Below are 19,848 nucleotides of genomic sequence, written 5' to 3'. Positions count from 1 at the left end.
AGAGGACACAAGCAAAGCTGGAGGACACGAGCAAAGCTGGAGGACACGAGCAAAGCTGGAGGACACGAGCAAAGCTAGGGGACACGGGTGGGTGTGGTGGCGAAGCGCACCTCGTGGATCGGCCGGTAGCGGTCGTCGAGCAGCGTGAGCAGGCTGAGCAACAGGACGAAGAACAGCGCCGCGGACGAGTCGAACTGCCGGCCGTCAGCGCTGGCCAGCCGTTCGGCGACGAACATCAGACCCACGTTCATCAGTACGCGTACGCCGAACGCCAGCAGCGTCCGTTCCACACCGCGCGCCGACCGGGCGGCGAGGAGGTTGACGGCGGCATTGGCGAGGACGAACACGCTGGTGCCGAGGAACAGCTGGATCGGCGTGGTGGTGGTGCCGGGCAGCACCTGGGCGTAGATCACCCACAGCAGGCCGATCAGGGTGACCTTCTCCAGTGTCGCGGTGGACAGGAGCCGGCCGTGTTCGGCGACCCACCGGTTGCGGTCGGCCACGGTGAGGGCTCCGGCGGGCAGCGGATCGGCGGTGACGTGCCACTGCCAGTCCGGTGCGGGCTGTCGCGGGCGTATCGCATACCAGTAGATCAGGCCGAGCAGGATCAGGGCCGCGACCACCGCGGGGCCGAACCACGGAACCTCGGCGACCGTATCGGTGAAGTCGAGCTGTGCGACGTGGATCCACCACTCCTGCGGCAGCTTCACGAAGATCCAGATCGCGGCCGCCGTGATGATCCAGCGGCGCAGCGTGACCCGCGCCGGGTCCCAGAAGAGGCGGTACGTCTCGTACGCGATGAAGAAGTACTCGAACGTGTTCGGGAAGACCAGCAGCAGCTCCCGCCACTGGGTCAGCTCGAAGGCGACCACCCCGATCAGCCGGTAGAAGTAGAGGAACCGGGCGACCCGCACGGCCGGCCCGCTGGTCCAGTTCCGCAGCGTCGACAGGTAGGCGATCGCCAGGTAGTAGACGTCCATCGCCTTGTCGTAGCCCTGGTAGCCGGGCGGGTCGAACCCGAACGCCTGGAAGACCGTCTGGTCGATGCCGTCCAGGATCAGCGCCGCGACGATCGCCGGAAGCGGAAAGCGCGGGATCAGCAGGGGTACGAGGAAGCGCGCACCCACCACCAGCAGCAGAACCGTCGTCGCAGAGGCTGTCACTGGTCCATGACATCGGCCCGGCCCGATGCGCGGATCATCCGGACGGGGTGAACGTGACCGGTTCTCATCCGCCGCGAATGAGGCGGGCCATCCTGGGCCCCCGCAGTCTGGGCTCCTCGAGGAAGCGGGGTTCAGATGGGTTGCCTGTTCGCCATCTTCGCGGGGATCTTTCCGCGTCTGGCTCTGTTCATCATCTGGCTGGTGCGGCCGAGGCTGGTCGACGCCGCCTTCGAGGGGTGGATCTGGCCGCTGCTGGGCCTGATCTTCTTCCCGTTCGCCACTCTGCTCTACGTCATCTTCTACACGCCGGGCGTGGGTCTCGTCGGCTGGGAGTGGTTCTGGGTGGTCTTCGCCGGCCTGCTCGACCTGACCCATCTGGTGGCCAGCGCCTACTCACGCACGCGGGGAGCCCGCGGCATGGGTGCGCCGCGGGCCTACTGATCCGCCGGGTCAGCTGAAACTCAGGTTGTAGCTGTTGGTGGTGAAGGCGGCCTGGCCGGCGGTGCCGGAGATCTCGTAGCCGAACTGGAACTGGCCCAGGGTCACGTCGCCCCACCAGTTGTTGGTGCGCAGCCAGTTCAGCATGGCGAGCACGTTGAGCGTGCCGGAGTTGCTGTTGGACGTACGGACGAACGAGTAGACCGTGTTGACGCCGTTCGAGCCGCGGTAGATGTTCCAGGTGGCGCCGCCGACGTTGACGTCCCGGGCGGACGGCACCGCGCCGTTGGCGTCGTACTGCTCGGCGATCGGGCCCACCGCGCCCAGCTTGTTGGTCCAGATCATGATCTCGTACGCGTTGTTGTTGGCCCAGATGTCGTACGAGGTCACGAAGTCCCCGCCGGCCGGCACCGTCACGTTGTACGAGCTGTTGAGCGTGCTCAGCGAGCTCAGCGTCCGGTTGAGCGTGTAGCTCACGTTCGGGTAGGACTTGATGCCGCTGGTGCGCGGGTGGTTGGCGATCACGCCCCAGTTGCTCGTCGTCCGGGCCCAGGCCGTCTGCGTGCCGGCGCCGGATCCCCAGATGTTGTTGTAGACGGTGTAGCCGTTGCTGGTCCAGTTGTCCCACTGCCCGGAGCCGGACCAGACCGCGTCGGACGGGACACCGGTGGACGGCGGCGAGGTGGTGGGCGAGGTGGTCGGCGACGTGGTCGGGTTGGTCACGCCGCCGGTGCAGGCGGTTCCGTTGAGGGTGAAGGCGGTGGGCACCGGGTTGCTGCCGGTCCACGAGCCGTTGAACCCGAACGACGCGGTCCCGTTGGTGGCGATCGAGCCGTTGTAGCCGGCGTTCTTGGCGGTGACCGTCGAGCCGCTCTGGGTGAGGCTGGTGTTCCAGGCCTGGGTGACCTTCTGGCCGGCTGAGTAGGACCAGACCAGCGTCCACGAGGTGAGCGGGTCGCCCAGGTTGGTGATCGTGACGTTGGCGCCGAAGCCGCCCTGCCACGAGCTGCTCACCGTGTAGGCGACCCGGCAGCCGGCGGCGGCGGACGCGGGGAGGGCGGTGGCGACGGCCGCCGCGCTGGTGAGCAGCGCCGCGGCGGTCACGGAGAGCGCGATCTTGCGTCTTCTCATGTGCTTCCCATCTGGTGTAGGGGGAACCGCACGGCGTCGTCGAAGCGCTTCGACGTGGGGATCGCGACTTCCACGAACATCTATGCGGCAGTAGTCGGATGCTAACACCGTGGACACAATCTTGAAATTGGGAGCGCTCCCATGAAACGATGTCGGTCACTGTCTCGCGAGGTGGGGCCCGCCATGATAAGAAAACTTGCCACCGTTCTGACGGCCGCCGTGCTCAGCGCCGGCCTGCTCTGGACCGCCGTCCCGTCCGATGCGGCCGCCGCGCCCTATCGGTACGGCGAAGTGCTCCAGAAATCGCTGCTGTTCTACGAGGCCCAGGTGTCCGGGAAGAAGCCGGCCTGGAACCGGGTGTCCTGGCGCGGCGACTCGGCGATGACCGACGGCGCCGCCGCCGGGCTCGACCTGACCGGCGGCTGGTACGACGCCGGCGACCACGTGAAGTTCGGTCTGCCGATGGCCTTCACCACCACCATGCTGGCCTGGGGCGCCGTGGAGAACCGGGACGCCTACGCCGGCTCCGGGCAGCTCACCCACCTGCTCAACAACCTGCGCGTGCCCAACGACTACTTCATCAAGGCGCACCCCTCGGCCGACGTCCTGTACGGGCAGGTGGGCAAGGGCGACGACGACCACAAGTGGTGGGGGCCGGCCGAGGTGCTCCCGATGGCGCGCCCGGCGTACCGGATCGATGCGACCTGTGGTGGCAGTGAGCTGGCGGCGGAGACGGCGGCCGCGATGGCAGCGAGCTCGATGGTCTTCCGCCCGACCGACCCGGCCTATGCGGACACCCTGCTCACGCACGCCAAGCAGCTCTACTCCTTCGCCGACCGGGTGCGGAAGAGCTACCACGAGTGCATCACCGACGCGACGTCGTTCTACCGGTCCTGGAGCGGCTACGCCGACGAGCTGGTGTGGGGCGCGATCTGGCTGCACCGGGCCACCGGCGACGCGACCTACCTGGCCAAGGCCGAGGCGGGCTACGACGCGCAGGGCAACGAGAATCAAACCAGCACCAAGATGTATAAATGGACCATTTCGTGGGACAACAAGCAGTACGGCAACTACGTGCTGCTCGCCCAGCTGACCGGCAAGCAGAAGTATCTCGACGACGCGAACCGCTGGCTCGACTGGTTCACCGTCGGCGTCAACGGTGAGAAGGTCCGGACGTCACCGGGCGGCATGGTGGTCGTCGACTCGTGGGGCGCGCTGCGCTACGCCGCGAACACCGCGTTCGTCGCGCTCGTGCACAGCGACCACCTCAGCGACGCCACCCGCAAACAGCGCTACCACGACTTCGCGGTGCGGCAGATCAACTACGCCCTCGGCGACAACCCGCGCAACGCCAGCTACGTGATCGGGTTCGGCGCCGATTCGCCGAAGAACCCCCATCACCGTACGGCGCACGGCTCGTGGTGGGACAGCCAGCAGGTGCCGGTCGAGACCAGACATGTCCTGTACGGGGCGCTGGTCGGCGGACCGTCCTCACCGGATGACGCCTACACCGACAATCGTGGCGACTACGTGATGAACGAGGTGGCGACCGACTACAACGCCGGGTTCACCTCGGCCGTGGCCCGGCTGTACGGCGAGTACGGCGGGGCGGCGCTGACCGGTTTCCCCGTCGCTGAGAAGCCGGACATCCCGGAGCTGTCGGTCGAGACGACGGTCATGCAGAACGAGACCCGGTCCACCGGCGTGAAGGTGATCGTCTACAACAGGTCGGCGTTCCCGGCCCGGGCACTGACCGCCGGGAAGTTCCGCTACTACTTCACCCGCGACGACGCCTCGGCGTTGCAGGTCAGCTCGCCCTACACCCAGGGATGTCCGGGACCGACCACGGCGAAGCAGCACTCCGGTGACGTCTGGTACGTCGAGGTGGACTGCACCGGCTACACCATCGCGCCGGCCGGGCAGTCCGCGCACCGGATGGAGGTGCAGCTCAAGATCGGTGTCGCCGAGGGTGGGGTGTGGGACCCGGCCGACGACCCGTCGTACCAGGCCGTGGCGGGGCCGAACACCGGTGTGCCGCTGTTCGACGGGTCGGCGCTGGTGTGGGGCACGGTGCCGGACGGCACGAACCCGTCGCCCTCGCCGTCGGTTTCGGTCTCCGTCTCGCCGTCGGCCTCGGTCTCCCCGTCCGCGTCCCCGTCCGTCTCCCCGTCCCCGTCGGTTCCGCCCGCCGGATGCCGGGTCGCCTACTCCACCAACGACTGGAGCAGCGGTTTCACCGCGACCGTGACGATCACCAACGGGTCCACCGCGGTCAACGGGTGGACGCTGGCCTTCCCGTACACCGCCGGCCAGAAGGTCTCGCAGGCCTGGTCCGCGACGGTCACCCAGTCCGGTACGCAGGTGACCGCCACGAACGCCTCCTGGAACGGGAACCTGCCCGCGGGCGGCACCGTCAGCTTCGGCTTCAACGCCACCCATACCGGCTCGAACCCGGTGCCGACCACGTTCACCCTCAACGGCACGGCCTGCGCCACGACCTGACAAGTCTGAAACTGATCAGCGACGGCGGTGAGGGCCGGAGAGGCCCTCACCGCCGTCGCTTGTCTTTGCATCGATCAGCCTCTATCGTGCCCAGGAAAGCGCTTTCCCCCCGCTTGAAGGCGCGACCAAATCCCCAGATGAAGGTGGGCAACTGATGAAACGTCCAGTCGTCGTACGGTGGATAGCCGTCGGAGCGACCGCGGCCGCGAGTGCCGCGATCGCGCTGGCGCTGCCGTCGGTCCAGGCGTTCGCCGCCGACAACCTCAGCCTCGGCGCGGGTGCGGACGGCTCCAGCAAGGCCAGCGGCACCAGCTACGGCAACGTCCGGGACGGCAACACCGGCACCTACTGGTCGCCGGCCAGCGCGACCGGCTACGTCTCGGTCAAGTGGAGCAGCGCCACGACGGTGTCCTCGGCCGTCATCCGGCAGGCCTCCGGCGGCGGTTCGATCAGCGCCTGGCGCGTGCTCAACGCCGACACCGGCGCCTCCCTGGCCAGCGGCAGCGGCAGCCCGAGCACCATCAACTTCTCCTCGACGTCGCTGAAGAAGCTGACCTTCGAGATCACCAGCGCCTCGGCCGCGCCGCGGATCTCCGAGTTCGAGACGTACGCCAGCGGCGGCTCGAACCCGACCAGCAGCCCGACCGCGGGCCCGACCACCAGTCCCACCACGAGCCCGACCAGCAACCCGGGAACCCCGACCGGTGCGTGGCCGTCCTCGGCCGGCACGGTGTCGATCTCCGGCACGGTCAGTGTCTCCGGCACCTTCGACGGTGGCATGAAGACCTACTGCTGCATCGGGGACGGGTCGCAGAACGAGTCCCAGGACCCGATGTTCAAGATCGCCAACGGTGGCACCCTCCAGAACGTCATCCTCGGCTCGCCCGCCGGTGACGGCGTGCACTGCGAGGGCACCTGCACCATCCGCAACGTGTGGTGGAACGACATCGGCGAGGACGCCGCGACCTTCAAGGGCACCGGCGGCGGCACCAGCTACGTCATCGGTGGCGGCGCTCGCAACGGCAGCGACAAGACGTTCCAGCACAACGGCAACGGCACGGTCAGCATCTCCGGCTTCTACCTGAGCGGCTCCGGCAAGCTGTACCGCGGCTGTGGCAACTGCACGAACTCGTACCAGCGTCACGTCAAGATTGACAACGTGCTGCTGAACGACATCGACATGGTCGCCGGCATCAACAGCAACTGGGGCGACACCGCCACCATCACCCGCGTCACCCTGACCAACGCCTCCAGCGCCACGGTGTGCGGCAAGTACCAGGGTGTGGCCAAGGGCAGCGAGCCGAAGTACCTCGGCGAGGGCTGGAACGACAGCAACTGCAAGGTCACCCAGAGCGACATCACTCGTAAGTAGACAGTGTTGAACGGGCGCCCACCGCGAGGCGGGCGCCCGTCTTCATGGACAGGCGCTCACAGGGCGCCGCTCACGGTGACGAACGAGTGCGGCGGCAGGTGCACTCGCAGTCGGCCGCCGGTCACGGACGCCCCGTCGTACGGCCGTGGCGCCACCGTCGACGGCGACCGCGGGGTGTTGTGGTCCCGCGGCGCCGCCGACGTCAGGATCAGGGCGCCCAGGTCGTGGACCGTGCCGCCGCGCAGGTCGATCTCCACGTCGGCGGGCGAGTCCGCGTCCAGGTTCGACAACGAGACCAGCAGCCGCCCGTCCTTGCGGCTGGCGGACGCCGAGACGGTGGTCAGCGTCGCGTCGCCGACCGGCCGGGACGGCAGCGGGCCGCGGAAGTCGACCCGCAGCGACGTCGCGTCCTGGTGGCCGCGGTTCATCCGGAAGACGTGGTAGGTGGGGGTGAGGACCATGGCGTGCGAGTCCGGGTCGGTGAGGATCATCGCCTGGAGCACGTTGACCGTCTGCGCGATGTTCGCCATCACGAGCCGGTCGGCGTACCGGTGAAAGACGTCGAAGTGGACGCTCGCCACCAGCGCGTCGCGCAGGGTGTTCTGCTGGTGGAGGAAACCGGGGTTGGTGCCGGGCTCGACGTCGAACCATGTGCCCCACTCGTCCAGGACCAGGCCCACGGTCCTGTTCGGGTCGTAGCAGTCCATCACCGCGGCGTGGCCGGCGAGCAGTTCCTCGACGCGGGCCGCCGACACCATCGTCCGGTAGTACTCGCCGGTGTCGAAGACCGTGGCCGAGCCCTTCTCGTCCCAGGTGGGCCCGGTGATCGTGTAGTAGTGCACGGAGAGCGCGTGGAAGGCGGTGGTCGTGACCCGCTTGCAGCCGAGGTGCCCGATCTGCCTCATCAGCGTCTCGGTCCAGGCGTAGTCGTCGGCGTTGGCGCCCGCGGCGATCTTGTAGAGCCGGTTGTCCCCGTGGTCGCGGCAGTAGGTGCCGTAGCGGCGGGCCTCGTACGCGTACTGTTCGGCGCTCATGTTGCCGCCGCAGCCCCAGGTCTCGTTGCCCAGGCCCCAGAACCGGACCCGCCACGGCTCGTCACGGCCGTTGGCCCGCCGCAGTCGCGCCATCGGGGAGTCACCGTCACGGGTCAGGTACTCGACCCACTCGCTCATCTCCCGGACGGTCCCGGAGCCGACGTTGCCGCTGATGTACGGCTCCGCGCCGAGCATTTCGCACAGGGCCATGAACTCGTGGGTGCCGAAGTGGTTGTTCTCCTCGACGCCGCCCCAGTGCGTGTTGACCATCGTGGGGCGCTCGGCGCGGGGCCCGATGCCGTCCTGCCAGTGGTACTCGTCGGCGAAACAGCCGCCCGGCCAGCGCAGATTCGGGATGCCCAGCTCCCGTAGCGCCTCGACGACGTCGAGCCGGATGCCGCCCGCGTTCGGAACGGCGGAGTCCTCACCGACGTAGAACCCGCCGTATACACAGCGGCCCAGATGTTCGGCGAAGTGCCCGTACACATGCCGGTTGATCTTCGGGCCGTCGAGGTCCACGTTGATGACGGCTTCGATGGTCATGCGCTGCCCTCCGCGAGAGTGGCACTCAGCTTAAGCCGATTCCTTCGAAAGTCCAGCGAAAGTTCCGTCGGTCTCCGGCTGCTCTCGTTCTCTCGTGCGCCATATTCGAGGCGGTAATCAGTCGATTGCCGTTACGCACGTGTGACATCGGGTCACGCCCAACGCCTTGACAGGGCCCTGCTCTCTTCTTAACTTTGGCGGCATCTTCCGGAATTACTCCGAAACTTTCGGGCGCGAGAGATGAGGCTTTCATGACATACAAGAGGACCCTTGCGGTGGCTGCCGCGGTAGCACTGACCGCCATGGGGCTGACCGCCTGCACCGGCGACGACGGCGGCACGGACTCGGGCGGCAACGTCACGATGGACTTCTGGCACAACGCCTCGACCGGCCCCGGCAAGGACTTCTGGGACAAGACGGTGGCCGACTTCCAGACCGCCCACCCGAATGTCAAGATCAAGATTCAGCAGGTGCAGAACGAGGATCTGGACGGCAAGCTCCAGACCGCCCTGAACTCCGGCTCCGCGCCCGACATCTTCCTCCAGCGCGGCGGCGGCAAGATGGCCGCCATGGTCGAGGCGGGCCAGCTCAAGGACATCACCGCCGACATCACCGCCGAGACCAAGCAGGCCGTCGGCGAGGCCGCCCTCAAGACCGGACAGGTCGACGGCAAGGCGTACGCCGTACCGGTGTCGATCCTTCCCGGGGGTCTCTGGTACAGCAAGGACCTCTTCACGAAGGCGGGCGTCACGACGCCCCCGACCACGCTGGACGAACTCAACCAGGCCGTCACCAAACTCAAAGCCAACGGCACGCCGGTCGCTCTCGGCGCCAAGGACGCCTGGCCGGCCGCCCACTGGTACTACTTCTTCGCGCTGCGGGCCTGCGCCCCGGCCGCGCTCGACGCCGCCGCCAAGGACAAGAACTTCGGCGATCCCTGCTGGACCACGGCCGGCGAGAACCTCAAGGCGTTCGCCGACACCAAACCGTTCAACGAGGGCTTCCTGACCACCTCCGCCCAGCAGGGCGCGGGCAGCTCGGCCGGCCTGGTCGCCAACTACAAGGCGAGCATGGAACTGATGGGCGCGTGGGACCCGGGCGTCATCGCCTCGCTCACCAAGGACACCAAGCCGCTGCCCGACCTGGGCTTCTTCCCGTTCCCGGCGGTCCCCGGCGGTCAGGGCGACCCGGCGGCGATCATGGGCGGCACCGACGGCTACTCCTGCTCGGCCGACGCGCCCAAGGAGTGCTCCGACTTCCTCAACTACATCCTCACCAAGGACGTGCAGGAGGGCTACTACAAGGCCTTCAACGCGCTGCCGGTCAGCAAGGAGGCCCAGGGCGCGGTCACCGAGGACTACCTCAAGGCCGTTCTCGACGCCTACAACAAGGCACCGTTCGTCTCGCAGTGGCTCGACACCATCTACGGCCAGAACGTGGGCAACGCCCTGAACGTCGGCGTGGTCAACCTGCTCGCCGGCAAGGGAGACGTCGCCGGGATCATCCAGGCCGTCAACGACGCGGCCAAGAAGGGCTGATAGTGGCCGGCAGTTTCACCGTCGCCGACCGGGTCCGCGACGGGGGCGGCGTAAAGCCGGCGCCCCCGGCGCGGCCCCGCCGGCGCGGCATCGGCTGGGCTCAGCGACTCGAGATCGCGGCGCTCTCCGGCCCCGCGATCCTCATGTTCGCCGGCTTCGTCATCTTCCCGGTGCTGATGGCCGCCTACTACGGCTTCTACCGGTGGAAGGGCTTCGGGCCGCCGACCGACTTCGTCGGCCTCGACAACTACAAGACCATCCTGGCGGACACCGCGTTCCACGAGGCGCTGTTGCACAACGGCCAGATCGTCGTGCTGTCGCTGCTGATCCAGGGCCCGATCGCCCTCGGCCTCGCCCTGCTGCTCAACCACCGGATGCGCGGCCAGTCGATCATCCGGGTCCTCATCTTCGTCCCGTACGTGATCTCCGAGGTCATCGTCGGGACCGCCTGGAGTCTCATGCTCCAGACCAACGGCGCCGTCAACGACGTCCTGCGGTCGATCGGCCTCGGCTGGCTGGCCGAGGACTGGCTCGCGAACCCGGACCTCGCCCTCTGGACCCTGATGCTGATCCTCACCTGGAAGTACATCGGGTTCGCGGTGATCCTCTTCCTGGCCGGCATGCAGAACATCCCGGAGGAGTTGTCCGAGGCGGCCGCGGTCGACGGCGCCACCTACTGGCAGACCCAGTGGCGGGTCACCCTGCCGCTGCTCGGCCCGACCATCCGGATCTGGGCATTCCTGTCGATCATCGGCGCGCTGCAGTTGTTCGACCTCGTCTACATCATCTGGGGCCAGTACGTCGCGTCGACCGCCGGCACCTCGACGATGGCGACGTACATGGTCACCGAGGGCCGCAACGCCGGCAACTACGGGTACGGCAACGCCGTGGCCGTGGTCCTCTTCCTCATCTCGATGCTCATCGCCCTCGTCTACCAGCGTTTCGTTCTGCGCCGGGACACCGAGGGCGCGCTCACCGGAGGGCGGTAGCAATGGCCAGATCACGGCAGGGTAATCCGGCCGTCCATGTCGGTGTCCTGATGCTCATCGGGCTCATGCTCGGACCCGTCCTCTACATCATCATCGGCGGCTTCCGGACCAACTCGCAGATCACCACCGACCCGGCGGGCCTGCCCGACCCGTGGGTGTTCAGCAACTACACCGACGTGCTGGCCGGCGAGACCTTCTGGCGCCAGGTCGGCAACTCGACGATCGCGGCGGTCATCACCACCATCGGCGTCGTCGGGCTGGGGGTGATGGCGAGCTACGTGCTTGCCCGCTACCGGTTCCGCGGCCGGGGAGCGATGTACGCCCTGTTCGCCGCCGGTCTCATGTTCCCCGCGACGGTCGCCATCACGCCGCTCTACATCCTGATCAAGAACCTGGGCCTGGTGAACACGCTGCCCGGCGTGATGCTTCCCCAGATCGCCTTCGGGCTGCCCACCACCATCATCATCCTGGTCCCGTTCCTGCGGGCCATCCCCCGGGAGATCGAGGAGGCCGCTGCCATCGACCAGTGCAGCCGGCTCGGCTTCTTCTGGCGAATGGTGCTCCCGCTCTCGGTGCCCGGCCTGATCACCACCGGCATCCTCGCGTTCGTGAACAGCTGGAACAGCTACCTGCTGCCGCTGTTCATCCTGAACGATCAGGAGACCTTCACCCTGCCTCTGGGCGTGCAGGCGTTCGCGTCGGAATATTCGGTCGACACGGCCAAGGTTCTCGCGTTCACCTCATTGTCGATGATTCCGGCGCTGATCTTCTTCAGCCTGTTCGAACGCCGCATCGTCGGCGGCCTCACCGGCGCGGTCAAGGGATGAGCCGCCCCAACGTGACGACAGAAAGGCAACCGACATGACATCGCTGCACGTGGCGACCACCGGATCCGACGACGGCGACGGCTCCGAGGGGCGGCCGTTCCGGACCATCAACCGGGCCGCCGACCTGGCCCGGCCCGGCGACACCGTGATCGTGCACGCCGGTGAGTACCGCGAGTGGGTCACACCCCGGCGGGGCGGCCTCAGCGACAACCGCCGCATCACCTACCAGGCCGCCGACGGCGAGCACGTCGTCATCAAGGGCTCCGAGCGGATCACCGGCTGGGAGAACGACGGCGGGACGGTGTGGCGGGCGAGCGTGCCGAACACCCTCTTCGGCGACTTCAATCCGTACGCCGAGGAGCTCGCCGGCGACTGGGTCGTGCACGACGGCAAGGAGCCCCGCAAGCACCTGGGCGACGTCTACCTCAACGGCCTCGGCTTCTACGAGGCGGGCTCCCGCGCCGAGGTGTCCAACCCGGAGAAGCGCTTCGAGATGATCGACAACTGGACCGGCGTCACCGACCGGGTCCGCAACCCGGAGCAGACCCTGCTGGTCTGGCACGCGGAGGTCGGCGCCGAGGCCACCACGATCTGGGCGAACTTCCAGGGCGCCGACCCGAACACCGAACTCGCCGAGATCAACGTACGCCGGTCGGTGTTCTACCCGCTCGTGCCGCACCTGGACTACATCACCGTGCGCGGCTTCGAGCTGGCGCAGGCGGCCACCCCGTGGACGCCGCCGACCGCCGACCAGCCGGGGCTCATCGGCCCGAACTGGGCCAAGGGCTGGATCATCGAGGACAACGTCATCCACGACGCGAAGTGCTCGGCGATCTCGATCGGCAAGGAGGCCTCCACCGGCCACAACTGGGCCACCGAGCGCGGCGACAAGCCCGGCTACCAGTACCAGCTGGAGGCGGTGTTCTCGGCCCGGCAGATCGGCTGGGACCGGGAGCACATCGGCTCGCACGTGATCCGCCGCAACCACATCTACGACTGCGGGCAGAACGGGATCGTCGGTCACCTGGGCTGCGTGTTCTCCACCATCGAGGACAACCACATCCACCACATCGCGATCAAACGCGAGTTCTACGGGTACGAGATCGGCGGCATCAAACTGCATGCCGCCATCGACGTGGAGATCCGGCACAACCGGATCCACGACTGCTCGCTCGGCACCTGGCTGGACTGGCAGACCCAGGGCACCCGCGTCTCGCGCAACGTCTACCACGACAACAACCGGGACCTGTTCATCGAGGTCAGCCACGGGCCGCACCTGGTCGACCACAACATCCTCGCGTCGCCCGCGTCGCTGGAGCTGTGGAGCCAGGGCGGGGCGTTCGTCAACAACCTGCTCTGCGGCACGGTGTGGGCCGAACCGGTGATGGACCGGGCCACGCCGTACCACCGGCCGCACAGCACACAGGTGGCCGGCTACGCGTTCATCGTCGGCGGCGACGACCGGTGGATCGGCAACCTGTTCGTCGGCGGCGACCGCGACACGGCGTACGGCGCCATGCCCGAGGGCATGTCCCCGGCCTTCGCGGGCACCGCGGGCTACGACGTCTACCCGGCGTCGTTCGAGGAGTACCTCCAGCGCATCGACGAGCAGCCACAGGGCGACCACCAGCGCTTCCTCAACGTCAAACAGGCCGTGTACGCCCGGCGCAACGTCTACGCCGCCGGCGCCCGCCCGTTCGCCGGGGAACGCGACCCGGTGACCCTGGGCGGCGCGTCCGCCACCGTCGTCACCGAGGGCGACGAGGTCTACCTCGTGACCGACCTGCCGGACGGCTTCGACGGCGCGGGCCTGGCCCCGATCGGCGGCCGAGACCTGGAGCGGGTCCGGTTCGCCGACGCCGAGTTCGAGGAGCGCGACGGCAGCCCCGTCGTCATCGACACCGACCTGACCGGCCTCCGCAAGGAGCCGGGCCGGACGTACGCGGCGGGCCCGCTCGCCGGCCTCACCGAGGGAAGCGGCCGCGTACGCGTCTGGTGACCGTCACACCCCGCCCGCGCGGAGCTGGGCCGGGCATCGAGAACCTCGAGGTTCTCGATGCCGGCCCAGCTCGCGTGATGCTCTGTTACCGACGGGTCACCACGGCGTCCGTCCTCTGTGTATTCTCCGTGATCGATGTGCCCATCGAGACGGGGGTCTGGACGGTGAGCGGAGATCAAGAGTGGCCTGACGTGGGAATTCTCGGACCGGTAGAGATCCTGCGGCCGGACGGGGTGAAGGCCGACCTCCAGTTGCAGTGCCGCAAGGTGCTCGCGCTCCTGGTCGTGGCTGCCGGGCGGCCGGTGTCCACCGGTCAGCTGGTCCGATCGATCTGGGGCGACAGCCGGCCGTCCCACGCGCCGCAGATGGTGCGCTCGCACATCCGGGTGCTGCGCGGCGCTCTGCGGCACGAGACCGAGCGGACCCTGCCGACGAGCGCGGCGGGATACCGGATCGCACCGGACCGGTGTGCCGTCGACGCCTACCGGTTCCGCGAGCTGCTGGACGAGGCGCGGCGCCGGTGGCCACGGGATTCCGCCGGCGCGGCCCGGACCGCCCGCGCGGCGCTCGATCTGTGGCGCGGCGCCGACGCCATGCCGGACGTGGTGGACGTGCATTCGCTGCGCGCCGAGGCCGCCTATCTGGAGGAGCTGCGCTTCCAGGCGGAGGAGACGCTGGTGCTGGCCAGCCTGGAGTCGGGGCAGATCGAGTTCGCCCTGCCCCGGGCCCGGCGGCTGGCCGAGCTCCATCCGAACCGCGAACGGTTCTGGTTGCAGCTCATGGTCGCCGAGGCGCTCAGCGGGCGGCTGGTGGAGGCCACCTCCATCACCTTCCGGCAGGCCCGCCACCACCTGGTGAAGGAGACCGGCCTGCACGCGCCGGGCCTCGAACGCCTCCAGCGGGAGCTGCTCCGGGGCGGCCGGTCGACCGAACAGCTCCTGAAGCTGATCACTCAGCGCCCGCGCAGCGTCGCCTGACGTTACTTATGCCCGGCTTGCCTCGGAACCTACGGGGCGGTCCGAGGCTCATGAGAAGGCGGAGCGACTCCGCTCCGCACGGGGAAGGGAGACAGCTTGTCTCAGGCCAGTTCGACCGCGCGCTGGGTGCGCGCGGTAGCCGTCACCGGCTTGGCGTCCAGCGCCGTCCTGTTCGCGACGTCGATGCCGGCATCCGCGAACACCAACTTCAACGGCACCTGTGAGCCCTCCGAGTCCTGCATCTGGCAGGGCGACATCTGGGAGATCGCCGGCTGGGACTACGAGGGCACCGACACCAATCTCAGCAACAACTACTACCCGAGAACCGGCGCTCTGGTCGACAACAACAGCCGCGGGCTCACGTCCAGGGGCAGCTCGTGCACCGCGGCGTGGGGAAACAACTACGGCAGCATCTCCAACAGCACCAAGGTCATCAAGATCGTCCCCGGCGGTGTGGGGCGGACCCTGATCGACACCACCTACGACAGGGTCATGTCCACGCACACGTGGTCGTGCTGACCGCAGGGTCGCAACGGTGACCGAAGCCGGCGGGCGGCCCACGTGCCGTCCCGCCGGCGATCGAGGCGGGAAGAACGGGAAGATGACGAGTGGAGCGTACCGATGAAACGTGTTCTCGCCGCGGCCGTGGTGGCGGCCGGCCTTCTTGGGTCCGCCGGATGTTCCGGTGATCAGGACAACCCGGGCGGGTCGCCGGCGTCCGCCGCCTCGCTCCCGCCTCCCCCGGTGACCGCCACGCCCTCGGTGTCGAATCTGAACGACGTGAAGCTGCCACTGGACCGGTACACCACCACGATCGACCAGTTGATCGACCTCGACTACGCCTCCAAGGCGGTGGCCGCGGACTGCATGAAACGGTTCGGCGTCACCTGGAAGTTCGGTGAGCGCGTCGAGCTCAACGCGCTGCGGGACCGGACGAACCGGCTGGGCCTGATCGACGAGGCGGTGGCGAAGCGGGCCGGGTACCACGACGATCCGCAGCGCGCCGGCGACCACACGCAGACCGACCGCGACCGTACGACGCTCACCGACGACCAGGCCGTGATCCTGTTGGGCGCCGCACCGGGGGAGAAGGCGCCGGACGGCGTACCGGAAGGGGGTTGTCTCGGTGAGGGCCACCGCAGGATCGCCTGGAACCTCGACGAGGACGCCTGGCTCGAGGACCTGACGAACGAGGCGGCCGCGCGCACCTTCGCCGACGCTCGCGCGCTCAAGGTGGCCGCCGGCTGGAGCGCCTGCATGAAGGAGTCCGGCTACCGCTACGCCAAGCCGGACGACGCGAACAACGACGCGCGCTGGTGGAAGGACGACAAGGCCGCCGCCTCGAAGACGGAGATCAACACCGCTGTCGCGGACGTGCGCTGCAAGCGGAAGGTCGGCTACCTCGACCAGATGACCTCAATCCTGAGCGCCTACCAGCAGCAGATCGTGGAGGTCAACGCGGAGCGGCTGGAGACCGCACACCAGCACACCCAGGAAGCGCTGAAGAACGCGGCGACGGTGCTGAGTGGACGGTAGCCCGGCTCCCGCCGAACCCTTGCGCGGGCGGCGCCGGTTCCTGATCGGTGTGGTCACCGGGGCGGTGGTGATGGCGATCGCCGGTCTGGGCGCCTCCACCCTGATCAAGTCGCCGCAGCAGGCCGCCGCCGAGGCCGCCCCGCCCGCGCCGAGCCTGATCACGGCGACCGTGGAGCGGCGGGTGCTCCAGCAGGCGGTGGTGCTGCGGGGCACCGTCGAACCGGACCGGGCGCTCGACGTCCGGCCGGTGCCCGGTGCGGGGCGGGCCGTCATCTCGCGGCGCACGGTCAAGGCGGGCGCCCGGGTCGAGGCGGGCACGGTGCTGGCGGAGATCTCCGGGCGGCCGGTCATCGCGCTCAAGGGTGTGGTGCCGCCGTACCGGGACATCCACCGGGGGATGAAGGGCTCGGACGTCGACCAGTTGCAGGCGGCGCTGAGCGGGCTGGGTTACCGCGTCACCGACCGGGACGGGGTCTTCGGCGCCTCCACCGAACGCGCGATCCGCAGGATGTACCAGGCCCGCGACTACGACCCGCCGGTCGAGGAGGCGGAACAGCCGGACACGACCACGGCGGCGCCGAGCGCGTCACCCACGACGGCCGCGAGTCGCGCCGCCTACCTGCCGATGAGCGAGGTCTACTACGTCAGGTCGCTGCCCGCCCGGGTGTCCGCGGTCAGGGCCGGGCTTGGCGCCGAGGTCCGCGACGCGATCCTCACCCTCTCGGTGGGCGACATGGTGGTCCGCGGCAGCCTCGCGCCCGCCGACCGGGAACTGGTGGAGACCGGCATGCCGGTGCAGATCCTCAACGAGACCACCGGGCGCACCGTCACCGGCGAGGTCGCGTCGATCGGCGAACTGAAGCCGGGCGCCGGAGCCGAGGCCGGCCACCCGATCACGGTGGGCGCCACGAAGGCGCTGCCGTCGAACTTCGCCGGCGAGGACGTCCGCCTCACCGTCACCGCCGCCACCACCGGGCAGGCCGTCCTCGTCGTACCGGTCTCGGCGATCTTCTCGGCCGCGGACGGCTCGACCCAGGTGCTCCGGGTGCCGGAGGGCGACCGGCGCCGGCCGGTCACCGTCCGGACCGGCGCGTCCGCCGGCGGATTCGTCGAGGTCAGCGGCGACGGACTCACCGAAGGCGACCGGGTCGCGGTCGGCGGCATCCCGGACGGTACGGGGTGACCACGCCGCCGGTCGTCGAGTTCGCCCGGGTGACCCGCTCCTATCCCGGCCCACCCCCGGTGCCGGCGCTGCGGGAGGCCGACCTGACCGTCGCCGCGGGGGAGTACGTGTCCGTGACCGGCCCGTCCGGCTCCGGCAAGTCCACCTTCCTCAACCTGGTGGGCCTGCTCGACCGTCCGGACGGCGGCGTGTACCGCCTCGACGGCATCGACACCGCCGCCCTCGCCGACGCCGACCGGACCGCGCTGCGCGGACGGCGTATCGGCTTCGTGTTCCAGTCGTTCCACCTGCTGCGGCACCGGTCGGTGCTGGAGAACGTCAAGCTGGCCATGATCTACACGGCGGTGAGCCGGCGGGCGCGGACCGGCCTCGCCCTCGAGACCCTCGACCGGGTCGGTCTCACCCAGCGGGCGTACGCCCGGGCCGGTCACCTGTCCGGCGGCGAGGCGCAGCGGGTGGCGATCGCGCGGGCCCTGGTGAACCGCCCGTCCCTGCTGCTCTGCGACGAGCCGACCGGCAACCTGGACAGCGCCAACGCGGCGGCCGTGCTCGCGCTCATCGCCGAACTGAACGTCGCCGGCCTGACGGTCCTCATGGTCACGCACGACCAGCAGGTCGCCGCGCGGGCGTACCGCTCGGTCCTGATCAAGGATGGGGTCCTGCGGTGAACCGGGCGAACCGGATGGTGCCGGCCACCCGGCTGAGCCCGCTGGACGTGGTCGACGAGGCCGTCGCCGGCATGCTGGCCCGGCCGGGGCGGGCCGCCCTGACCGTGCTCGGCACCCTGCTCGGCGTCGCGGCGTTCGTCACCGTCCTCGGCCTGACCACCACCGTCGAGGGGCAGATCAGCAACCGCTTCACCGCGCTGGTCGCCACCGAGGTGATCGTTCAGGACACCGCCGGCCGCTCCGGCGCCGGACCGGCGTTCCCGGACGACGCGGAACGACGGCTGACCGCGCTGAACGGGGTGCACAGCGCCGGTGTGGTGTGGGAGGTGACGGATGCCGGCCCGCTCGCCGCCCGCCGGCCGACCGCCCAGGAACCCGGCGAGGACGTGAAGGTGCTCGCCGCCTCACCCGGATACCTGCGCGCCATCCACGCGCGCCTCGCCGCCGGCCGGATCTTCGACCCCTGGCACGACGCCGAACACCAGCGGGTCGTGGTGCTGGGCTCCGGCGCGGCCGGCCGGCTGGGCGTCACCTGGATCGACGAACAGCCGGCGGTCTTCATCGGCGGCACCCCGTTCGCCGTCATCGGCATCATCGACGACGTCGACCGTGAGGCCGGCACCCTGCTCGGGGCCGTGGTCCCGGCCGGCACGGCGGAGGCCGTCTGGGGCGCGGGCACCGGGGCGCGGGCGATCATCGACACCGAGATCGGCGCCGCCCGGCAGGTCGGTGACGAGGCGCCGCTGGCCCTGCGGCCGGAGGAGCCGGGCCGGTTCAGGACGGTCACGCCGCCCGACCCCCGCCAGTTGCGGGAGGGCGTGGACACCGACCTCGGCACGCTGTTCCTCGCCCTCGCCGCCGTCTGCCTGCTCATCGGCGCGGTCGGCATCGCCAACACCACCCTGGTGGCGGTCCTGGAACGGGTCGGCGAGATCGGCCTGCGGCGCGCCCTCGGCGCCCGCCGGCGCCACGTGGCCGCCCACTTCCTCGCCGAATCCGGCACCCTCGGCCTGATCGGCGGCCTCATCGGCACCAGTGTGGGCGTCGCCGCCGTGGTGGCCGTCGCCTTCTTCCGGGAATGGACCCCGATCCTCCAGCCCGCCACGGTCCTGCCCGCCCCACTGGCCGGCGCGCTCACCGGTCTCGTGGCCGGTCTCTACCCGGCGTGGCGGGCCACCCGGATCGAACCCGCCGACGCCCTCCGCCGCTGACTCCACGGGCGCGCGGCCGGGCTTTCATGATCAGCGAGACCGATAGTTCGCCGAAATCTGTTATGTGAGCGGTTCGCCGATGGTCGGCGTCATGCGGATATGACCGCGCCGAACCGTGTTAGCGATATCAGCACGATGAGAAGAGCCGGTTTTTGAAAATCTGTTATATGGACCCGCTCTCGCTGGTCGCAGTGATTGAAACTGCCTTTGAACTGGTAATTCATGCGATCATTGATGGCAAGTTGCTAGTCATGATTGGCTCTGGCAATGTCGGTTGACACTTTGGTAGCGTTCTCGGAGATTGCTTTCTATGCGGTCGTGGATTCGGCCTCGCCACCCCTTTGAGGCGTGACCCCGCACGTTCCCGCGCTAACCGGCAGTGGCGACTCGTCCGCGTCCGCTGAGCTTTCCCCCGTACATCCCCGAGGTTTTTGGAGAACCGCTCATGACATCCACCCGAGCTCGCCACGGAAGGTGGCGTGGCGCTCTGGCCGCGATGGTCCTGCTCGCCGCCGGCGGCGCCGTCGCGGTGACCACGTCCGCCGCGTCCGCCGCGACGATCGACACCGGCGCTTCCTACGTGCTGGTCAACCGCACCAGTGGCAAGGCGCTGGACGTCTACAACCTGTCCACCGCCGACGGCGGCCGGATCACCCAGTGGACGCGTAACGATCAGGCGCAGCAGCAGTGGCAGTTCGTCGACTCCGGCGGCGGCTTCTACCGGCTCAGGTCGAAGC

Annotated in this window: 17 protein-coding genes; 14 read left to right on the top strand and 3 right to left on the bottom strand. The window is 69.0% G+C overall.

Features of this window, described 5'->3' with window-relative positions; translation table 11 throughout:
* Positions 1 to 74 precede the first annotated feature (74 nt).
* Positions 75 to 1,163, bottom strand: coding sequence for a hypothetical protein (locus KZ829_RS33250; protein ID WP_220147802.1), 1,089 nt, complete (start codon positions 1,161 to 1,163; stop codon positions 75 to 77).
* Between the two features lie 201 nt (positions 1,164 to 1,364).
* On the opposite strand from KZ829_RS33250, the gene KZ829_RS33245 reads away from it, so the two are divergent.
* Positions 1,365 to 1,604, top strand: a complete 240-nt coding sequence (locus tag KZ829_RS33245; RefSeq protein WP_308285762.1) for a hypothetical protein — start codon at positions 1,365 to 1,367, stop codon at positions 1,602 to 1,604.
* 9 nt (positions 1,605 to 1,613) lie between these two features.
* On the opposite strand, the gene KZ829_RS33240 is transcribed toward KZ829_RS33245, so the two are convergent.
* A complete protein-coding gene (locus KZ829_RS33240) occupies positions 1,614 to 2,732 on the bottom strand; it encodes a glycoside hydrolase family 12 protein (protein WP_220147801.1) in 1,119 nt (372 codons plus the stop codon).
* Positions 2,733 to 2,915: 183 nt separating this feature from the next.
* Between KZ829_RS33240 and KZ829_RS33235 the strand changes: the two genes are divergently transcribed.
* Together KZ829_RS33235 and KZ829_RS33230 are read left to right on the top strand one after the other, a co-directional pair.
* Entirely contained in the window at positions 2,916 to 5,234 is a 2,319-nt protein-coding gene (locus KZ829_RS33235; protein ID WP_220147800.1) for a glycoside hydrolase family 9 protein, read from the top strand.
* A gap of 154 nt (positions 5,235 to 5,388) precedes the next feature.
* Positions 5,389 to 6,606: a pectate lyase gene (locus tag KZ829_RS33230; RefSeq protein WP_220147799.1), complete on the top strand. Its 1,218-nt coding sequence runs from the start codon at positions 5,389 to 5,391 to the stop codon at positions 6,604 to 6,606.
* 56 nt (positions 6,607 to 6,662) lie between these two features.
* Here the strand turns inward: KZ829_RS33230 and KZ829_RS33225 are convergent, their stop codons facing one another.
* Complete coding sequence (locus KZ829_RS33225) at positions 6,663 to 8,183, bottom strand: alpha-N-arabinofuranosidase (protein WP_220147798.1); 1,521 nt, start codon at positions 8,181 to 8,183, stop codon at positions 6,663 to 6,665.
* A 251-nt stretch (positions 8,184 to 8,434) separates the two neighbouring features.
* Here KZ829_RS33225 and KZ829_RS33220 point away from each other — a divergent pair, with 251 nt between their 5' ends.
* From KZ829_RS33220 to KZ829_RS33170, 11 genes are all read left to right on the top strand, one after another.
* Positions 8,435 to 9,721 carry an ABC transporter substrate-binding protein gene (locus tag KZ829_RS33220; protein ID WP_220147797.1) on the top strand — a complete coding sequence of 429 codons (1,287 nt, stop codon included), beginning with the start codon at positions 8,435 to 8,437 and terminating at the stop codon, positions 9,719 to 9,721.
* A 2-nt stretch (positions 9,722 to 9,723) separates the two neighbouring features.
* Positions 9,724 to 10,710: a carbohydrate ABC transporter permease gene (locus KZ829_RS43495; protein ID WP_220147796.1), complete on the top strand. Its 987-nt coding sequence runs from the start codon at positions 9,724 to 9,726 to the stop codon at positions 10,708 to 10,710.
* Positions 10,711 to 10,760: 50 nt separating this feature from the next.
* A complete protein-coding gene (locus KZ829_RS33210; protein ID WP_246636699.1) occupies positions 10,761 to 11,537 on the top strand; it encodes a carbohydrate ABC transporter permease in 777 nt (258 codons plus the stop codon).
* Positions 11,538 to 11,571: 34 nt separating this feature from the next.
* A complete protein-coding gene (locus tag KZ829_RS33205; protein WP_220147794.1) occupies positions 11,572 to 13,536 on the top strand; it encodes a right-handed parallel beta-helix repeat-containing protein in 1,965 nt (654 codons plus the stop codon).
* Between the two features lie 191 nt (positions 13,537 to 13,727).
* Positions 13,728 to 14,513 carry an AfsR/SARP family transcriptional regulator gene (locus KZ829_RS33200; RefSeq protein ID WP_220147793.1) on the top strand — a complete coding sequence of 262 codons (786 nt, stop codon included), beginning with the start codon at positions 13,728 to 13,730 and terminating at the stop codon, positions 14,511 to 14,513.
* A 96-nt stretch (positions 14,514 to 14,609) separates the two neighbouring features.
* Complete coding sequence (locus KZ829_RS33195; protein ID WP_220147792.1) at positions 14,610 to 15,032, top strand: hypothetical protein; 423 nt, start codon at positions 14,610 to 14,612, stop codon at positions 15,030 to 15,032.
* A gap of 102 nt (positions 15,033 to 15,134) precedes the next feature.
* Entirely contained in the window at positions 15,135 to 16,049 is a 915-nt protein-coding gene (locus KZ829_RS33190; protein WP_220147791.1) for a hypothetical protein, read from the top strand.
* The gene (locus KZ829_RS33185) at positions 16,039 to 17,232 is read left to right on the top strand and encodes an efflux RND transporter periplasmic adaptor subunit (RefSeq protein ID WP_220147790.1); all 1,194 of its coding nucleotides are present in this window, start codon (positions 16,039 to 16,041) and stop codon (positions 17,230 to 17,232) included. The genes KZ829_RS33190 and KZ829_RS33185 overlap by 11 nt, the downstream gene beginning before the upstream one ends.
* Positions 17,229 to 17,900, top strand: a complete 672-nt coding sequence (locus KZ829_RS33180; RefSeq protein WP_220147789.1) for an ABC transporter ATP-binding protein — start codon at positions 17,229 to 17,231, stop codon at positions 17,898 to 17,900. Before KZ829_RS33185 ends, KZ829_RS33180 begins: the two co-directional genes overlap by 4 nt.
* A complete protein-coding gene (locus KZ829_RS33175; protein WP_220147788.1) occupies positions 17,897 to 19,111 on the top strand; it encodes an ABC transporter permease in 1,215 nt (404 codons plus the stop codon). Before KZ829_RS33180 ends, KZ829_RS33175 begins: the two co-directional genes overlap by 4 nt.
* Positions 19,112 to 19,556: 445 nt before the next feature.
* Positions 19,557 to 19,848: RICIN domain-containing protein (locus tag KZ829_RS33170; RefSeq protein WP_220147787.1), on the top strand; the 292-nt coding region annotated here is incomplete at its 3' end.

It is taken from the genome of Actinoplanes hulinensis (assembly GCF_019429605.1).
In the GTDB taxonomy this organism is placed as follows: domain Bacteria; phylum Actinomycetota; class Actinomycetes; order Mycobacteriales; family Micromonosporaceae; genus Actinoplanes; species Actinoplanes campanulatus.
Note: the sequence above shows the minus strand (reverse complement) of the source record. Positions and strands in the feature narration are given on the sequence as shown.